This window comes from Bacillus sp. EB V-12, from assembly GCF_056158125.1.
The window spans coordinates 1-17,684 of sequence record NZ_JBUXJL010000014.1 but is presented as its reverse complement, the minus strand read 5'-3'; the positions used below and the strand labels follow the sequence as shown (position 1 = coordinate 17,684).

The window sequence follows — 17,684 nt, the reverse complement described above, 5'->3', positions numbered from 1 at the left end:
TACTCTTATCAAGAGTGGCGGAGGGACTGGCCCGATGATGCCCGGCAACCGAGCTTATGACGTATAAGCTAAGGTGCTAATTCCTGCAAAACGAGTTTTCGTTTTGAAAGATAAGAGAGGAATCTATTTCGTCTATTCGGCACCTCTCTTATTTTGGGAGGTGCTTTTTATTTTGGAACGTATATGAAGGGGGATTTATAGATGAAAAAGGTATTATTAAGCATTATAAGCGGAGCAGTATTATTATTAGGCGCATGTAGCGTGAGTTCAAATAAAGAGGTAAAAGCATTAGACGAGAAAAAGATTACTGTCGGTGTAACAGGTGGACCACATGAACAAATTTTTGAAAAGGTAAAAGAAGTTGCAGCAAAAGATGGTCTCGAAATTGATATAAAAGTATTTAATGATTATGTAGCGCCAAACGTATCATTAGATGAAAAAAGCCTTGATGTAAATAGTTACCAAACGAAATCGTATTTAGATGTATTTAAAGCTGAACGCAATATGAAATTAGCTGAAGTATTTTCAACAGTAACATTCCCTATGGGCGTATATTCTAAAGATATAAAAGATGTAAAAGACTTGAAAGAGGGCGATGCAATTGCTGTACCAAATGACCCAACGAATGAACTTCGAGCTTTAAAATTATTTGAAAAAGCAGGGGTTTTAAAAGTTGATCCAAAGGCTACAGAAAAAGCGACTGCAAAAGATGTAATTGAAAATCCAAAAAAATTAAAGATTGTCGAATTAGAGGCATCTCAATTACCAACGCAACTAAGTGAAGTGAAAGCAGCTGCAATTAACACAAACTTTGCATTAGGTGCAAAATTAAGTCCAGCGAAAGATTCTATTTTCCGCGAAGGAAAAGATTCACCCTATGTGAACTGGGTTGTTGTTCGTACTGAAAATAAAGATGATGCCGTTGTAAATAAATTAAAGAAAGCTTATCAATCTAAAGAAGTAAAAGAGTTTATCGAGAAAAAATTTGATGGTTCAGTTTTACCATCTTGGTAGGAGCTGACGATAATGATTGAATTAAAAAACATATCCAAAGTATTTACAACAAAAAAAGGGAATGTTGAGGCTCTTAAGTCTACTTCCCTTAAAGTAGAAAAAGGCGAGGTATTTGGAATCATTGGGTATAGTGGCGCTGGTAAAAGTACATTGATTCGATGTGTAAATTTATTAGAAAAACCAACGACAGGAAATATCATTGTAAACGAACAAGACTTAACAACGTTATCGACAAAAGAACTAGCAAAAGCGAGACAAAGAATCGGAATGATCTTTCAAGGATTCAATTTACTTAAAACTGTTACCGTTTATGAAAATATCGCATTACCGTTACGGCTTGCTGGCATTCCAAAAGCAGAAATTGAAAAAAGAGTAGAAAAGTATTTACGCATTGTCGATCTTTTTAATCGAAAAGATGCGTATCCAAGCGAACTTTCTGGTGGTCAAAAACAGCGTGTTGCAATTGCTCGTGCGCTATCACATGAACCTGAAGTGTTATTAAGTGATGAAGCAACGAGCGCATTAGATCCCGAAACAACCGATTCTATCCTTGATTTGCTATTAAAGATTAACGAAGAAATCGGAATTACGATTTTACTCATTACACATGAAATGAATGTCATCCAGCGTATATGTGACCGCGTTGCTGTTATGGAACATGGATCTGTAGTCGAAAGTGGGACTGTAAAAGATATTTTCACAAACCCACAACATGTAACAACGAAGAAATTTGTAAATAGCGCATTTGCAGCGAAAATTCCAGAAGAGGTACAGAAAGAACTACAAAGTACTGGAGAAATTGTAACACTTTCATTTATTGGCACTACTTCAGGGGAACCTGCCTTAGCCGTTGCCACAAAACGTTTCCAAGTGTATCCCAATATTTTATCCGGTAATATTACGCAGTTAAAACATGAAGCATATGGGAAACTAGTCGTTCATATGCAAGGGGAACAAAATGAAATCCACCGTGCTTTATCATTTTTACAAGAGCAAGGAATCATCGTAGAAGGAGGTAGAACAGACTATGGGAAACAAGTCCTTTTTGGATGAGTGGGGTAAAGTCATATGGGAAGCTACGATCCAAACCTTTCAAATGACATCTATTTCATTACTCATCTCGATCCTTATTGCACTGCCACTTGGTGTTACACTTGTTTTAACGAGACCTGGTGGGCAGCGTGAAAATAAAATCATCTATCCTATTCTTAATACAATTATTAATATCATTCGCTCTCTTCCATTTATCATTCTATTATTCTTTATTTTACCTTTTACAAAGTTTCTAATGGGAACGTCCATTGGCGTGCAAGGTGTTATCGTACCGCTTGTCGTCTTCACAGCCCCTTATATCGCACGTTTAATGGAGACAGCTTTACTAGAAGTCGATCGCGGTGTCATTGAAGCCTACCAAGCGATGGGCGTTTCTACTATAAAAATCATTTGGCACGTCATGGTTAAAGAAGCTCGTCCCTCCCTTGTACTTGGATTAACAATCGCAACAATTGGCTTAATTGGCGCAACAGCAATGGCTGGCCTTGTAGGTGCTGGCGGGCTAGGGGATTTAGCATACCGGTTCGGACATTTACGCTACGAGCCTGAAGTAATGTATGCAACCGTCTTTATTTTAATTATCCTCGTTCAAGGATTACAGTCTTTAGGGAATGGTGTTGCACGAAGATTGAAGAAAGATTAAAAAAAGAAGGCATCTCACCAAGGTGAGATGCCTTCTTTTTTATCTTTTAAATCCACCTTCTGAATGAATAACTTGCCCAGTAATCCACTCGGCCTCTTCACTTACTAAAAATTTAATGAGTCTAGCTGCATCCCTTGGCTCACCAATTCTGCCAAAAGGAAACAGCGGCTTTAACCCTTGTTTTATCTCTTCAGTCATCCATCCTGTATCGGTTGGTCCTGGATTAATTGCATTCACTGTTATTCCTAAATGAGCTACCTCTGCTGACAACGTACTAGTAAGAGCATCAATAGCTCCCTTCGTTGTCGCATAAGCTAGTTCTCCTGCCATAGGACCTTGAAATTGCCCCGAAGTAATATTAACAATTCTACCACCATATTTCTTATCAAATCCCCGGGAAAATTGACTACTGAGCAATGTAGTCGCACGAACATTTACCATATAATGCTTATCTAATTCTTCAGCAGTCAACGTAGAGAAATCATTATTCGTAGAATATGCTGCATTATTAATTAATATATGAGGGTACCCTAATTGTTCAGTAACTTTATTTATAAGATCTTTCGGTGCATCATTCTGAGTTAAATCTAACTCCATACTTGAGACTTTAACACCGTTTTTTAGTAACTCTTCTTTTAATTGTATTTGTTCATTTTTATCAACGCCCCAAGGCATCTCTTTATCGTAAGCTGTCCAATACGTAAAAAATATATCGTATCCTGATTCAGCTAATTCTTTACAAACCGCTGCGCCTATACCATCTAGACGACTTACCCCTGTAATAACTGCTACTTTATTTTTCAATTGGTTCATCATATACTCCTCCAAGTTTAAAGGACGCATATTTTATATAAGAGATATAAACTTTCCCACAAAAAAGACAGATACATAAAATAGGCACCTATCCTTATAAAAGGGATGTACAATCCAAATATGCATTCCTTGAATGATTTACAGATAACTAAATAAACCCTCGCTTATGAGAGCAAAATTCATCTATCTAGTTTCTAATCATTACAAGTTCATCCACATATCTAGTCTTTGCCTCCTTTTGATATATCTCTATTATTAGTCTATCAAAAAAGATGAAATGTTACAAAAAATAAAACAATTACTCAAAACATATATTCGTTCACATTTCCTCCATTGTGAATTTATTCACAATGGATATATAATAAACATGTAAATACAATATTGGAGGGATTTCAATGGTTATCAATTTTTTAAGAACTGATAAACGTGCTACTTTCATATTATTACTTTTACGGCTTTACATAGGATATACATGGCTCGCTGCTGGGATAGGCAAAGTCTTCGGACAATCTTTTGACGCAAGCGGTTTTCTAAAGGGTGCTATTGCTCAAGCATCAGGTGACCATCCTGCAGTACAAAGTTGGTGGGCAGATTTTCTTCAACATTTTGTCCTTCCAAACGCAGACCTATTTAGCTTTTTAGTTCAATGGGGAGAAATTTTAGTAGGTCTAGGTTTGATTTTAGGCGGATTAACAAAAACAGCTGCATTTTTCGGAATCATAATGAATCTTTCATTTTTATTAAGTGGAACCGTTAGTGTAAACCCAAACCTGCTTATTTTGACTATGTTCATTTTAGTTGCAGGGCAGAACGCTGGACGTATTGGATTAGATGGCTATGTTTTCCCTAAACTTTTCCGTAAAAACAACCACAGAACATATAAATTAAGTAAAACTGCGTAGTAACAGTTTACTTTTAAAATATAAATAAGAAAAAGAGCCTGAATATAGGCTCTTTTTCTTATTTATCCTAATTTAAACTTTTAACGAACCACGAAAACCTCTGGCAGCATAGTAAGAGTCTGCTCCATTGTGGTACACGAAAACATGTCCAAAGCGATAATCGCAAAATAGAGCACCACCAAGCTCTCTAATATCTGAAGGTGTTTGTACCCAACTCGATGATTTCATATCAAAATCTCCAAGTTGTTGTAACTCTCGATATTGTTCTTCCGTTAATAACTCAATGCCCATAGCATTGGCAACATCAATAACGTTATTTTCTGGTTTATGTTTTTTTCTTGATTCTAACGCTTCAAGATCATAACAAAGACTTCTGCGGCCTTTAGGACTCTCCTTTGAACAATCATAGAAAGTATATTCGTCCTTTTCTTCATCATAACCAACAACATCCGGCTCACCACCAGTTACTTCCATTTCGTTAAGTGACCACATTTTTTCATTATTAGTAGTCAGCTTCGCTTCAACTTTAGCCCATTCAAGACCTTCATGGCGGTTCATGTTTTTCTCAAAACGAGCTTGCAATACTTTCAATAACTCTTCACGTTTTTCTACTAGTAAGTCATTTTTATTTCCTGTCATATTAGTCCTCCCTGATGTATGTACTGATAGTAGTTTAAGTATATATTTTATAATAAATCATCTCAATATGAAGACCGTTTCAACCCTATGTCTTGTACAAACATCCATTACAAAGTCCTAAAGCCCTCCATACTCTCCTCAAGAATATAGTGTGAAAACCACATCAAGTTCTGCTTCATAATAGCCACATGAACTCCTGGTTGGTCAGAACTATATGCCATTCCTTTAAATATAATTAATTCTGTATCAACTTCCATATCCATTAATCCTTGATATAGATCATATGCATTTGTAATTGGAATTCTTGCATCCTTTTCCCCATGTTGAATTAAGGTAGGCGTACAAGCTGATTTAATATACGTCATAGGTGATGTCTTCGTATATATCTCTGGATCATTCCATGGAGTATTTCCTAAATACATTCTAATAAAGTAAGGTATATCTGTATTTACATAATGGGTACTCCAGTTAGTGATTCCACCGCCAACTGAAATAGCTTTAAACCGACTACTAAACGTAGAACAGAAAGCTGATACATATCCACCGTTGCTCCATCCCATAACTCCTACTCTATCCTTGTCTACCATCCCTTTTTCTACTAGTTCATCCACTCCAGATATAACATCATCGTAGTCAGCAATCCCCTGTTTTCTATAGTTAGCTTTTAAAAATTCATTACCATAACCTGAACTTCCTCTGTAATTTGGTTCTAAAACGATAAAGCCTTTTTCAACAAACTGTTCAATCGGATATTTCTCATTGAAGCAGTCTGAAAATATCGGAAAAGATGCCCAAGCCGGACCGCCGTGAATTACTACTAATAAAGGATATTTTTTATTAGTGTCAAACTCTACTGGCGTTGATAAAACACCTTCTATTTCAAGACCATCGCTACTTTTCCATGAGATGATTTCCCTGTTACTTCTAAGTTTCCCTTTGAAAAAGCTATTTTCATCCGTTATTTTTTTATCGTCTAAATAGATTTCAAAGGTTTCATTTGTTATAGCCTTATTGTAGGATATATGTTTGCCATCCTTTGTTATAGAAGCATCCATTATAAAGCCATCTACTTTTTCGCTTAATATTTCCACAGTGCCATCTTCGGCTAGCAAACCAATAAGATAATTCGTTTTATTCTGCCACCTAATTAAAACCCCTTTAGCTGTCCACTGTAATGGCATAACCGTACTATCAAAATTTGTTACAGGTTGAATTACCTTTCCGGTATTTATATCATATATCTCTAACGTACTATCTTGTATATGGTTTCTATAGTAATCCTTCTCTCTTATGCTTGCTGTGTAACATATTTCACTGCCATCAGGAGAAAAGCAAACACTCCCTCCCAACAACTTATCCACATTCAGCTTTTGTAGCTCTCCAGCTTTAATATGGAGTATGTATAGATCTCCATTTATATAATCTGCCATATTTGAGCTTGGTGTCGCCATAAATACAACCTTTTTACCATCATTTGAAATATCAAATTCATGGATATGAAAATCCTTACCATCCGTTAATTGATAAACGACTCTGTTCTCGTGTTCATCTGTATCACTTTGTATCACCTTCTCTATTTCAATGTAATATAAACAATTATTCTGGTGTTCCTTACCTATATGTTGAAAATCTCCATATAGGTCCTTACGTTTCTTTATCTCCTCACATTCTTTTGACTGCGTAACATAATAAAGACCCTTGCCAGTAGGACCCCATTTGAATGTACTGACTCCTTCTTTCTCATCGGTAATTTGAACCTCTCTATAACCATCTAGTGACTTAACAAATATCTGATTTTTCCCATCACCAACTGGACTAAGATATGCGATACACCTAGCATCTGGAGACCATAATGGGTGTATACTATCTATATCACTATTTGATAATGGGTAACTCCGCTTCTTATCTTTTTCATATATCCATACATGATTCCTATATGTATTGTCTTTCCAATCAGCCGTCTTCTTAACAAATGCTACGTTTTTACCATCATCACTTATGTTTGTACTTGATACGGTTGGTAATGAAATAACCTCTTCTATACTTAAATATGTTTTTTCATTCACTTTCATCAATATACCCCCTCGAAATGTCCATAAATCTCTCGTCTCTTTTTGTCGTAATAAAGGAAATTGTTCACGAATACTTAAAATGATAACGGAAAATTCAGATAAATAAAAGTGAAGTCGATAAAGTAAAACTTTAATTTATGGAGTTCTATCCACTTACCAATTCTAGATGTTCTTTTTCGACACAAAAACACCCCTTTTAGATACAAATTTGTAAATTTATTTTAAAGCTATAACTATATGTTGGTTTGGAATAAAATTTGATAGAAATGAAGTCACAAATCTTTATTTAACAACAAAAAAATTCATTTTGAAAAAACGATTGATCAAAATAGAATTACTCTTTTTAACTAAGTATGAGATTTTTATAAAAAAATTTTAATCAAAACTCACTTAGAATCTTTACTTGAAGGAATAAAGCTTCGCATCTTTTTTGTGAACATCGTTAAACTAAGATAAATTTTGACCGTATCTGTAATTAATTGTAAAATATTATACGTAGAAAGGTATTATAAAATAAATATAGAAGGGGTATGTTTTTTAGTTTTAAAGGGGCTAAAGCACATCTATTTTATGTTTTCAAAGGGAGAATTGAAAAATCATATGAAGAATTTCAAAAAGAGTACAGGTAAAATTTTACTAGCATCCGGATTAGTAGTTTCTATGTCAGCTTGTAGTGTAACAAATTTATTTGGAGAAAAAGAAAAAACAAATGCTGAATCTGGTAAACAAGAAAGTAAAGAAACTAAGACAGAAGGAACAAATTCAACTAAGTCAGAAGGTAAATCATCTGAAACAAAGGAAAAATCAACTAACTCAAAAGAAGAAAGTAAAGATGTTAAGATGATTATGGTTTTACCTGAGGATTACCCACAACTTATGGTAGACATTGAAGAAGACTTATTAAGACGTCTAGATTACTATGATGCTTCTGTGAGGGATAATAAAAAGGGAAGTAAGTCAAATGAAGAGGTACGAGATAGTATTAAAGACTTAGATAAAGTATTTAATAAAATAGAACGTATAGATGCACCAGGAAAATACAAAGAAGATCATAAGGAAATTGTAAAAGCTGTTCAAAAGTTAAAAGAATCTTTCAAAGAAGTATCGAAGTTATTTGATTACTCTAAAACACTTAAAGATACGGATGATGCAATCATAGATAAAGCAAACAATAAATTAGATGAAGCAAAACGCATTTGGAAACCTGTATTTAATAAGTTAAAAGCGGAAGCTAAGGGTGGTTCAACAACTACTTCTACAACAAGTGGTACTAGTTCTTCTAACTCACCGAGTTTATCTAGTGGTAATACAGTTAAAACATACAGTACCCAAGATAAAACTGGTATATTCAAAGGAAAAATTGATACACCAGACGAGGATTCCGCTAAGTTTAAGAATGTACAGAACAACTATAAAGACGGTACAGAGCTTGTAGGTAATTGGGGTATTGATTACGGAGACGGAGTCAAAACTACGTTAGTCCTAAAAGCAGATAAGACATTTGAAACATATGCAAATGGTTCTTATCCAAATAAAGATAATTACTTAACAGGAACATACCAAGCAGACGTTTCTTCCCATCAGTTAACGCTAATGGTGGAAAAAGGAACTCAAAATGGTCAAGAAGTGAAATTAGAAAGACCTATTTATTCATCATATGAGGTTAAAAATTTAGATGGTAAAGCGTTACAGATTTTCCACATAGACGAACAAGTAACAATTTGTTATGTAAAACAATAAATAACTAAAAAAACTCTGTAAAATGATTTTTACAGAGTTTTTTCTTAGTTTTAATTTATTTCAAACGTATAACTATACTTATTAACCTACCAATCTCCTACTCAACAGTAACAGACTTAGCTAAGTTACGTGGCTTATCAACGTCACACTCGCGGTGAAGTGCTGCGTAGTATGAGATAAGTTGTAATGGAATAACTGCTACTAGCGGTGCTAGCGCTTCGTGTACAGCTGGTAATACGAAGCTGTCACCTTCCATTTCTAAGCCTTTCATTGAAATGATACATGGGTTAGCCCCGCGTGCTACTACTTCTTTCACGTTACCACGAATTCCAAGGTTTACGTGCTCTTGTGTAGCAAGTGCGATAACTGGTGTACCATTTTCGATTAAAGCGATTGTACCGTGTTTTAACTCTCCTCCAGCGAATCCTTCTGCTTGGATGTAAGAGATTTCTTTTAGTTTTAACGCACCTTCTAATCCTACGTAGAAGTCTACGCTACGTCCGATGAAGAAACAGTTACGCGTTGTCGCTAAAAATTGTTTTGCTAATGCGTCCATTTCTTCTTTTTGATCACAAAGTTCTATCATTGCATTTGCTACAAGTCCTAGTTCGTGTGTTAAATCGAAATCAAGAACTTCACCTTTTGCTTTAGCAATATCAGCCGCTAAAATTGAAAGTACTGCAAGCTGTGCTGTGTAAGCTTTCGTTGATGCAACTGCAATTTCTGGTCCAGCGTATAACGGAAGTGTATAATCAGCTTCACGAGAAAGCGTAGAACCAGGCACGTTTGTAATTGTTAATGCTTTATGGCCCATTTCATTTGTTTGCACAAGTACTGCACGGCTATCAGCTGTTTCACCACTTTGTGAAATGTAAATGAAGAATGGTCTTTCTGTTAATAATGGCATGTTGTAAGAGAATTCACTTGCCACGTGTACTTCAACTGGCATTTTTACAAACTTCTCGATAAATTGTTTTCCAACAAGACCTGCATGATAACTCGTTCCACATGCAATGATGTAAATACGATCGCTATCTAAAATCGCATTGCGGATGTCTTGATTTAATTCAATTTCGCCATTTTCATCTTGATACTTTTGAATTATATTGCGGATTACAAGTGGTTGCTCATCGATTTCTTTAAGCATGAAATGAGGATATGTTCCCTTTTCAATATCACTTGCGTCTAATTCCGCTGTAAACGGTGCACGTTCAATCGTTTCACCTTGTAAGTTTTTAATTGTAATACTTTCTTTCGTTACGATTACGATTTCTTTATCCATTAGCTCAATAAATTGATCTGTAACTTGTAACATCGCCATAGCGTCGCTTGCCACAACATTAAAGTTGTCACCAACACCTACTAATAGCGGGCTTTTGTTTTTAGCAACATAAATCATGTTTGGATTTTCAGCATCAAGTAATCCGATTGCATAAGAGCCATGTAAAAGAGATAGCGTATTACGGAACGCTTCTTCTACACTTAATCCTGTGCTCACTTGTTGTTCCATAAGCTGTACGATAACCTCTGTATCTGTTTCACTTACGAACGTTACATCTTGTAAATATTCCTTTTTCACTAATTCATAGTTTTCAATTACACCGTTATGAACTAATGTAAAGCGTTTTGATGTACTTTGATGCGGATGCGCGTTTACCTTACTTGGAACACCGTGTGTAGCCCAGCGTGTGTGTCCGATACCTACGCTTGCTGCTACGTTCTCATCTACGATTTCACGAAGTTTTGCGATACGGCCTTTTTCTTTGTATACAACAACACCGTTCTCTGCTTGTACTGCAATACCTGCTGAATCATATCCACGATATTCTAGCTTTTCTAAACCTTTTAATAAAATTTCCTTTGCATCTTGCTCTCCAATAAATCCTACGATTCCACACATGTTTAGTCGCCGTTACAAATGCTTACACTGCTCTGCGAACATGTAACGACATAGTCCGATACCATTTTTATTTATACTAAAAAACGGATTACATATTGCTAGCCCTGTAAGCTTGTAACGGCTTTCACCTTCCTCTCGATTGGGTTTAAGTCCGTATATACTTATACAGCTAGTTTTCATCCGTTCCTCTTCTCTCATCACACTTTCACCTTTGTCCACTAAGTCACCTTAATGATTTAAGTAAAAGTTTGCGGTTGTGATGAACAACCGGGAGTCATCCGCCGAAATCTCGATAAACCCCACCTCGTCAACTACACTATTTGTAGTTCTGGCGCTTTTATAATTTACAATATTTCCTTTGAGAAAAAGAACAAGACCATCTTATAACAAACATGGATAAACCGTCAATGAAATTTTTTTCATCGTCTATAAAACATATGAAAAAGGAGCACTTTTTGTGCTCCTTTTTCATATAAATTCAGCTAATTATTCAGCGCCAACTTCGGCTTTCACAACTTCTACAATGCGATGTACATATGCATCACAAACTTCTTGTGTTGGTGCTTCTGCCATTACACGAATAAGTGGCTCTGTTCCAGATGGACGAACAAGAATACGGCCATCACCGTTCATTTCTTCCTCTACAACACGAATAATTTCTTTAATTTTTTCATTTTCTAATGCTAATTTTTTATCTGTTACACGAACGTTTACTAACAATTGTGGGAATTTCGTCATTTCTCCTGCAAGCTCAGATAATGGCTTTTTCGTCATTTTCATGATGTTTACAAGTTGAAGTGCACTTAACATTCCATCACCAGTTGTAATGTAATCAAGTAAGATAATATGGCCTGATTGTTCTCCACCTAGGTTGTAACCCCCACGCTTCATTTCTTCCATTACGTAGCGGTCACCAACTGCTGTTTTATCACTTGTAATATTATTTGCTTCAAGTGCCTTGTAAAAACCTAAGTTACTCATAACAGTTGAAACAACTGTATTATGTTTTAATTGACCAGTTTCTTTCATATATTTCGCACAAATGAACATAATTTGATCACCGTCAACGATGTTTCCTTTTTCGTCTACAGCAATTAAACGGTCGCCATCGCCATCAAAAGCAAGTCCGATATCCGCACCTTTTTCTTTTACCAATTCAGCTAAGCCTTCTGGATGTGTAGATCCTACACCCTCATTAATATTCATACCGTTTGGAGAAGTTCCCATTGTTGAAATATCAGCTTCTAGGTCTGCAAATAAGTATGGAGCTAGAGAAGAAGTTGCACCATGTGCACAATCTAAAGCGATATGTAGGCCAGAGAAATCTTCTTCAACAGTTTGTTTAATGTACTGTAAATATTTTTGTCCACCTTCAAAGTAATCGCTCACTTGTCCAAGATTAGTACCTGTCGGACGTGGTAGTTCATCAACTTCTTTGTCTAATAAAGCTTCAATCTCAGCTTCTTGCTCATCTGTTAATTTAAAGCCGTCTGAACCAAAGAATTTAATACCGTTATCTTGTACTGGATTATGAGATGCAGAAATCATAACACCCGCTTGTGCATCTAGTGCTTTTGTTAAATAAGCAACGCCCGGTGTAGAAATAACGCCAAGGCGCATTACTTCTGCTCCAGTTGATAATAGGCCTGCTACTAAAGCTCCTTCTAACATATGACCAGATACACGTGTATCACGACCGATAATTACTTTTGGACGATCTGTATCTTTTGTTAATACATAACCACCAAAACGTCCAATTTTGAAAGCTAATTCAGGTGTTAACTCCTTATTTGCAACTCCGCGTACTCCATCTGTACCAAAATATTTACCCATTATGATTCGCTCCTTTTTCTTGCTCTTTTTGATTATCTACTGTTGGTTCTTGACTCGTTTCTTTATCTTTATCTTTATCTTGATTTTGATTTTGGTTTTGATTCTTTTCCTGTTCTTTTTCTGAATCAGGTTCAGGATTTTTTGGTTTCTCATTTTGATTTTCTTGATCCGTATTTGAATCCGGTTGTTGACCGTTACCCTGTACTTCTTTATCTGGTTTTTCTTTCTTCACAATAGTAACTTTAGCACTTTTTTGTTTTGGCTCTATTGAAATATTACCAGGACCGCTCACTTGAATGGAAATATCTTTCGTCCCTGAGGATACATTTTGCAGATTAATTACCGCTGTTATTTGAGCAGCTGTTATTTTATCTACTATACTTGCTTCTCCTGAAATATCAACACTTATCTTTCCATCTTGCGGCGAAAGTAGCTGAGCAGTAACATCTTTAGACAGTCCATTTTTCTGGATTGGGATACCATCAATCGTTTTTGTTTTCGTTTGTTTTGTTTTTTGCACTCCCACCGAAACCTTCACTTGATTCGGTTTTGCACTTGTTACACCCTTGGGTAATAAAACAGAGGCATCGAATGTTGTAGACTCTGTCAATTGACTAAGATCTACTTCGACCCCCTCTAGAGATTGTATATTATCCAAAATATCTTTTGGACCAGCTATCGTTACTTCTCTCGGTTCAACACTGATATTTGTAACCGCCAATCCTTCTGCTAAACTCCCCTTCTTCGTATACGTTACAGGAACAGTTTTTTCAGTATTATTGGCTGTAGTTTGCGTTGCCACATTCAACGTTACACTAATCTTAGATGGACTTGTTCTTACATTTAAACGTTTTCCTTCTTTATTGTATAATGTAACTTCGGGAGTTTTTGTAACAGTTTTATTAACACCTTTTAAATCAACATACGCTTTGGCAGATGAAATGCTTTCAATTTCTTCTTTCGTCCCAACTACCTCAACAGTATCCGGTTTAAGGCTTGATTTTTCTAGAGTAGCCCCCGCTGGCATCTGATCCTCATTTGATAATTTCAGATCTACATGAACATATTTTCTCGCCTTTTCATGAAGAGTAACTTTAATTGTTGATGGCTGAACTGTTCCTTTCACATCATCTGGAAGCCCGTTCGTTTTTAAAGAAATCTCATAAGTTCCTTTTGGACTATCTCGCAAATCAACCGGTATGTCAAATTGTTTTTTTGCTTTTGCTGTAGCAACTGATGCTTTTGGGCCTTCTAATTTTACTTTAACGCCCTCTGCCGGAATACCACTTACAATATATTTTTCCTCATCATACTTAAGATTAATAGCATAATTAGTTAATGTTTCTTTCGTATCATTTGCAAAAGGTAATATACCTGATGTCGTATTTTTTTCAGTTAACGTCGCTGACATAAAAAGCATACACGCCAATAGTAATGAGATCCCTTTTAAAAACCAATGATTCTCCATTAACTTATCCATGACGCTTTCTCCTCCAATTCCATAAAGACGAAGAAGTCGTTTTTTCGTTTCCACTAAATTCAGCTAATAACATATCTTTCAGCTGTTCTGTCTTCAAATCACGATGCAACTTACCATTTTTCGTTAAAGAAATTTGACCAGTTTCTTCAGACACAACTACTGTAATACTATCAGTAACTTCACTAACTCCCATTGCAGCACGATGTCTAGTTCCTAATTCTTTAGAAATAAACGGACTTTCTGATAATGGAAGATAGCATGCTGCTGCTTTAATTGTACTTCCTTGCATAATTACCGCTCCGTCATGAAGAGGTGTATTTGGAATAAAAATATTAATAAGTAATTCCGATGATACGTTTGCATTAAGCGGAATACCCGTTTCCACATAATCACCCATACCGGTCTCTTTTGACAAAGTAATTAATGCACCAATTCTACGTTTCCCCATATATTCGGTTGCTTTTGCTATCGCTGTTGCAACCATTTCAGGTTCATCATCCTCATGCGTTCCAACACGCGAAAATAAACTCCCGCGCCCTAGCTGCTCAAGTGCTCTTCGCAATTCTGGCTGAAAGATAATAATAACGGCTAAAAATCCCCACGTTAATACTTGTTCAGTTAGCCAAGATAGCGTACGCAATTCAAGGAAAATACTGATCATCTTAACGACGATAATAACTGTAATCCCTTTTAAAAGTTGAACAGCTTTCGTCCCTCGGATTATAAGAATTAGCTTATATATAATAAACCATACAATGGCAATATCTAATGCCGTACTAAGATATTTCAAAATGGTCGTATCTTCAAAAGGCATGCTATCCCTTCCTCCTACTTACGAGCAATTCTATCCATATATTGAAATATTGTTTTATGCTCTATCTGTATGTATTTCCAACAACTAGTTAATTATACCATACATGAAACAAACGACAATTACAAACAACCCCCTTTAGCTCAAATTGGTAAGATGTCAAACATTTTTATTGTACAGTATAATATAAATCATTATTATACGCTTATTTTCAAATAAAAAAAGCAACTTCTCAGTTGCTTTTCTTACATTTATTTTAGTTTTTCACCGAATAAAGAACCCATTAAAGCAACTGCTGTTGTTGCCGTTCTATTTCTCTCATCTAAAATCGTATTTACCTCAACAAATTCAGCAGATGTGATAATATCAGCTTCTGCTAACATTTCCATCGCCAAATGACTTTCACGATAAGATAGACCGCCAATTACAGGCGTTCCAACACCTGGTGCATCATGAGGATCAAGACCATCTAAATCTAATGATAAGTGTACACCATCGGTATGAGATAAATATGCGATTGTTTCTTCCATCACAGCCGTCATCCCCATACGATCAATTTCATGCATTGAGAACACTTTAATACCTTCATTGCGAATGAAATCTTTTTCTCCCTCATCCAATGCACGCGCACCGATAATTACGACATTCTCTTTTTTCACCTTTGGATATGCTCCGTATAAATCTACAAGTGAAGAATGTCCATAACCTAAACTTGCTGCAAGTGACATACCATGAATATTTCCAGATGGTGAGGTTTCCTCTGTATTTAAATCACCGTGTGCATCATACCAAATAACGCCTAAGTTTTTATAATGTTTTGCTACACCAGCTAATGTACCGATAGCAATACTATGGTCACCACCTAATACAAGTGGAAAACGACCTTCTTCTATAATATGATCCACCTTACTTGCTAATTCATTACATACAGTTGCAACTTGTGTAAGGTTTCTTAATTTTGTATTTTCATCTATCTCTTTTTCTCTCTCTATACATATATCTCCCATATCTTTAACGTCATATCCAATTTCTTCAATTCTTTCAATTACCCCTGCATAACGGATCGCGCTCGGTCCCATATCAACTCCACGACGCATCTGTCCTAAATCCATTGGAACTCCAATAACTGAGATTTCTTTTTTCATAGATAGTATCCCCCTTTTATGCCTTCACTAAATATTTTAAATCTTTTATATAGTCTGACTCAACTCGACATTTTTCTGTATGGATATACAATTTATTCACTTATATTCACGTTGAAAACCAAATTTTAAGACTATTCTATGTATAAAGTTAACTTAATGAAACAATCGCAATCACTATTATTAAATAATAATAATAATAAAACACTCCTATATTTAGAAGTGTTTTTCTGATGCTATTTTCCATACTGTTGCAATATTCTTCGTTGTCATTTCAATATTTTCTTCTGCTACTTTATATGCTTCTTCTAGTGTCATCGGTCTCGTTGTAATACTAAATACCGCATCTATTCCTTTCTCGTACACAGCTGAATAATCAGATGATACAGACCCTCCAATAGCAATTACAGGCACAGAAAAACGTTTTGCACGCCCCGCAACACCCACAGGAGCCTTTCCATATGCAGTTTGTTTATCTATTCTACCTTCACCAGTTATAATAAGATTTGCATCTTCTATATGTTTATCGAAATTTGTATAATCTAATACAATTTCAATGCCCCTACGCAAGTCTCCCTTTAACACTGAAATAACAGCCGCTCCCATTCCTCCCGCTGCCCCTGCACCAGGTATTTCAGATACATCAAAAGATACACATCGTTTAAGCATATTCGCATAATGTTGTAAATTTTCATCTAGCTCTTTCATCATCTCTATATTTGCACCCTTTTGTCTCCCAAATACGAAAGATGCTCCCTGCATTCCGACTAATGGATTATCCACATCACATGCCGCTTCTATCTTTACCCCCTTTAAGCGTGGGTCCATTCGTGAAAAATCAATAGTAACAATCGAGTGTAATGTGCCACCAGATGGATCTATTACTTCACCCTTGCCATTTATAAACCTTACTCCTAAAGCCGCTAACATACCTGCCCCGCCATCATTTGTAGCACTTCCTCCAAGTCCTAAAATTATGTACTCCACTCCTTGATCTAGCGCATGTAATATAAGTTCTCCTGTTCCTTTTGTCGTTGTAATAAGTGGGTTGCGCTTTTCAACTGGAACGTGCTGTAATCCTGATGCTGCTGCCATTTCAATAAACGCTGTCTTTTTATCTTTAGAAATGCCATAAAAAGCTTGTATACCTTCTCTAAGCGGTCCTGTCACACTAATTGATATAATTCTCCCCCCTGTAGCATCAACAAGTGATTCAACCGTCCCTTCTCCTCCATCTCCAATTGGTATTTTCACATACTCTGCATTAGGAAAAATTGCTCTAAAACCTCTTTCAATAGCTCCACATACTTCTATAGCTTTTAGGCTTTCTTTATATGAATCAGATGCAATAACAACTTTCACAATTATCTCCCCATCCCTTATTTTTACGTTTTCTTCATTTTAAACGACAAGTATAAAAGTTGTCTTTTTAAACACAAAAAAAGCTTACATCGTATGATGTAAGCTTTTTTATTTAGATGGAGCCTAGCGGGATCGAACCGCTGACCTCCTGCGTGCAAGGCAGGCGCTCTCCCAGCTGAGCTAAGGCCCCTTATTAATTAAGCGGAAGACGGGATTCGAACCCGCGACCCCAACCTTGGCAAGGTTGTATTCTACCACTGAACTACTTCCGCAAAAATGA

Annotated in this window: 15 protein-coding genes, 2 tRNA genes and 1 riboswitch; of the genes, 5 read left to right on the top strand and 12 right to left on the bottom strand. The window is 36.0% G+C overall.

Annotated elements, in window-relative coordinates; all coding sequences use genetic code 11:
• The first annotated feature begins 2 nt into the window (after positions 1–2).
• A riboswitch (SAM riboswitch) is annotated at positions 3–117 on the top strand.
• Positions 118–201: 84 nt separating this feature from the next.
• Genes ACZDYH_RS26625 through ACZDYH_RS26615 form a run of 3 tightly spaced genes read left to right on the top strand, consistent with a single transcriptional unit; the run spans position 202 to position 2,710 of the window.
• The gene (locus tag ACZDYH_RS26625) at positions 202–1,014 is read left to right on the top strand and encodes a MetQ/NlpA family ABC transporter substrate-binding protein (RefSeq protein ID WP_000756961.1); all 813 of its coding nucleotides are present in this window, start codon (positions 202–204) and stop codon (positions 1,012–1,014) included.
• A gap of 12 nt (positions 1,015–1,026) precedes the next feature.
• Positions 1,027–2,067 carry a methionine ABC transporter ATP-binding protein gene (locus ACZDYH_RS26620; RefSeq protein WP_000571317.1) on the top strand — a complete coding sequence of 347 codons (1,041 nt, stop codon included), beginning with the start codon at positions 1,027–1,029 and terminating at the stop codon, positions 2,065–2,067.
• Entirely contained in the window at positions 2,042–2,710 is a 669-nt protein-coding gene (locus ACZDYH_RS26615; RefSeq protein WP_000527151.1) for a methionine ABC transporter permease, read from the top strand. The genes ACZDYH_RS26620 and ACZDYH_RS26615 overlap by 26 nt, the downstream gene beginning before the upstream one ends.
• A gap of 39 nt (positions 2,711–2,749) precedes the next feature.
• Here ACZDYH_RS26615 and ACZDYH_RS26610 read toward each other — a convergent pair whose 3' ends face one another.
• On the bottom strand, positions 2,750–3,526 hold the full coding sequence (locus ACZDYH_RS26610) for an SDR family oxidoreductase (RefSeq protein ID WP_033686082.1): 777 nt from the start codon (positions 3,524–3,526) through the stop codon (positions 2,750–2,752).
• Between the two features lie 392 nt (positions 3,527–3,918).
• Between ACZDYH_RS26610 and ACZDYH_RS26605 the strand changes: the two genes are divergently transcribed.
• Positions 3,919–4,425 (top strand): DoxX family membrane protein, encoded by a 507-nt coding sequence (locus ACZDYH_RS26605; protein WP_000236368.1) that lies wholly within the window; start codon positions 3,919–3,921, stop codon positions 4,423–4,425.
• A gap of 72 nt (positions 4,426–4,497) precedes the next feature.
• Here ACZDYH_RS26605 and ACZDYH_RS26600 read toward each other — a convergent pair whose 3' ends face one another.
• Together ACZDYH_RS26600 and ACZDYH_RS26595 are read right to left on the bottom strand one after the other, a co-directional pair.
• Positions 4,498–5,064, bottom strand: coding sequence for a DUF4256 domain-containing protein (locus ACZDYH_RS26600; protein ID WP_000147394.1), 567 nt, complete (start codon positions 5,062–5,064; stop codon positions 4,498–4,500).
• Positions 5,065–5,171: 107 nt separating this feature from the next.
• Positions 5,172–7,136, bottom strand: a complete 1,965-nt coding sequence (locus ACZDYH_RS26595) for a S9 family peptidase (RefSeq protein ID WP_149149279.1) — start codon at positions 7,134–7,136, stop codon at positions 5,172–5,174.
• Positions 7,137–7,724: 588 nt separating this feature from the next.
• Between ACZDYH_RS26595 and ACZDYH_RS26590 the strand changes: the two genes are divergently transcribed.
• Positions 7,725–8,876, top strand: coding sequence for a DUF3994 domain-containing protein (locus tag ACZDYH_RS26590; RefSeq protein WP_414635045.1), 1,152 nt, complete (start codon positions 7,725–7,727; stop codon positions 8,874–8,876).
• A 97-nt stretch (positions 8,877–8,973) separates the two neighbouring features.
• On the opposite strand, the gene glmS is transcribed toward ACZDYH_RS26590, so the two are convergent.
• From glmS to ACZDYH_RS26545, 9 genes are all read right to left on the bottom strand, one after another.
• Positions 8,974–10,776, bottom strand: coding sequence for a glutamine--fructose-6-phosphate transaminase (isomerizing) (gene glmS / locus ACZDYH_RS26585; RefSeq protein WP_098594972.1), 1,803 nt, complete (start codon positions 10,774–10,776; stop codon positions 8,974–8,976).
• A 12-nt stretch (positions 10,777–10,788) separates the two neighbouring features.
• Entirely contained in the window at positions 10,789–10,974 is a 186-nt protein-coding gene (locus tag ACZDYH_RS26580) for a hypothetical protein (protein ID WP_001206405.1), read from the bottom strand.
• 288 nt (positions 10,975–11,262) lie between these two features.
• Entirely contained in the window at positions 11,263–12,609 is a 1,347-nt protein-coding gene (glmM, locus tag ACZDYH_RS26575; RefSeq protein ID WP_000521476.1) for a phosphoglucosamine mutase, read from the bottom strand.
• Positions 12,602–14,089: a CdaR family protein gene (locus tag ACZDYH_RS26570; RefSeq protein WP_000359600.1), complete on the bottom strand. Its 1,488-nt coding sequence runs from the start codon at positions 14,087–14,089 to the stop codon at positions 12,602–12,604. The genes glmM and ACZDYH_RS26570 overlap by 8 nt, the downstream gene beginning before the upstream one ends.
• Positions 14,082–14,903, bottom strand: coding sequence for a diadenylate cyclase CdaA (gene cdaA, locus ACZDYH_RS26565; RefSeq protein WP_001115697.1), 822 nt, complete (start codon positions 14,901–14,903; stop codon positions 14,082–14,084). Before cdaA ends, ACZDYH_RS26570 begins: the two co-directional genes overlap by 8 nt.
• A 248-nt stretch (positions 14,904–15,151) precedes the next feature.
• Positions 15,152–16,045: an arginase gene (gene rocF, locus ACZDYH_RS26560; RefSeq protein ID WP_000711563.1), complete on the bottom strand. Its 894-nt coding sequence runs from the start codon at positions 16,043–16,045 to the stop codon at positions 15,152–15,154.
• Between the two features lie 213 nt (positions 16,046–16,258).
• Positions 16,259–17,404: a glycerate kinase gene (locus tag ACZDYH_RS26555; RefSeq protein WP_434713294.1), complete on the bottom strand. Its 1,146-nt coding sequence runs from the start codon at positions 17,402–17,404 to the stop codon at positions 16,259–16,261.
• A 117-nt stretch (positions 17,405–17,521) separates the two neighbouring features.
• A tRNA-Ala gene (locus ACZDYH_RS26550) sits at positions 17,522–17,594 on the bottom strand.
• Positions 17,595–17,604: 10 nt separating this feature from the next.
• Positions 17,605–17,676: transfer RNA gene (locus ACZDYH_RS26545), tRNA-Gly, on the bottom strand.
• Positions 17,677–17,684: the final 8 nt, after the last annotated feature.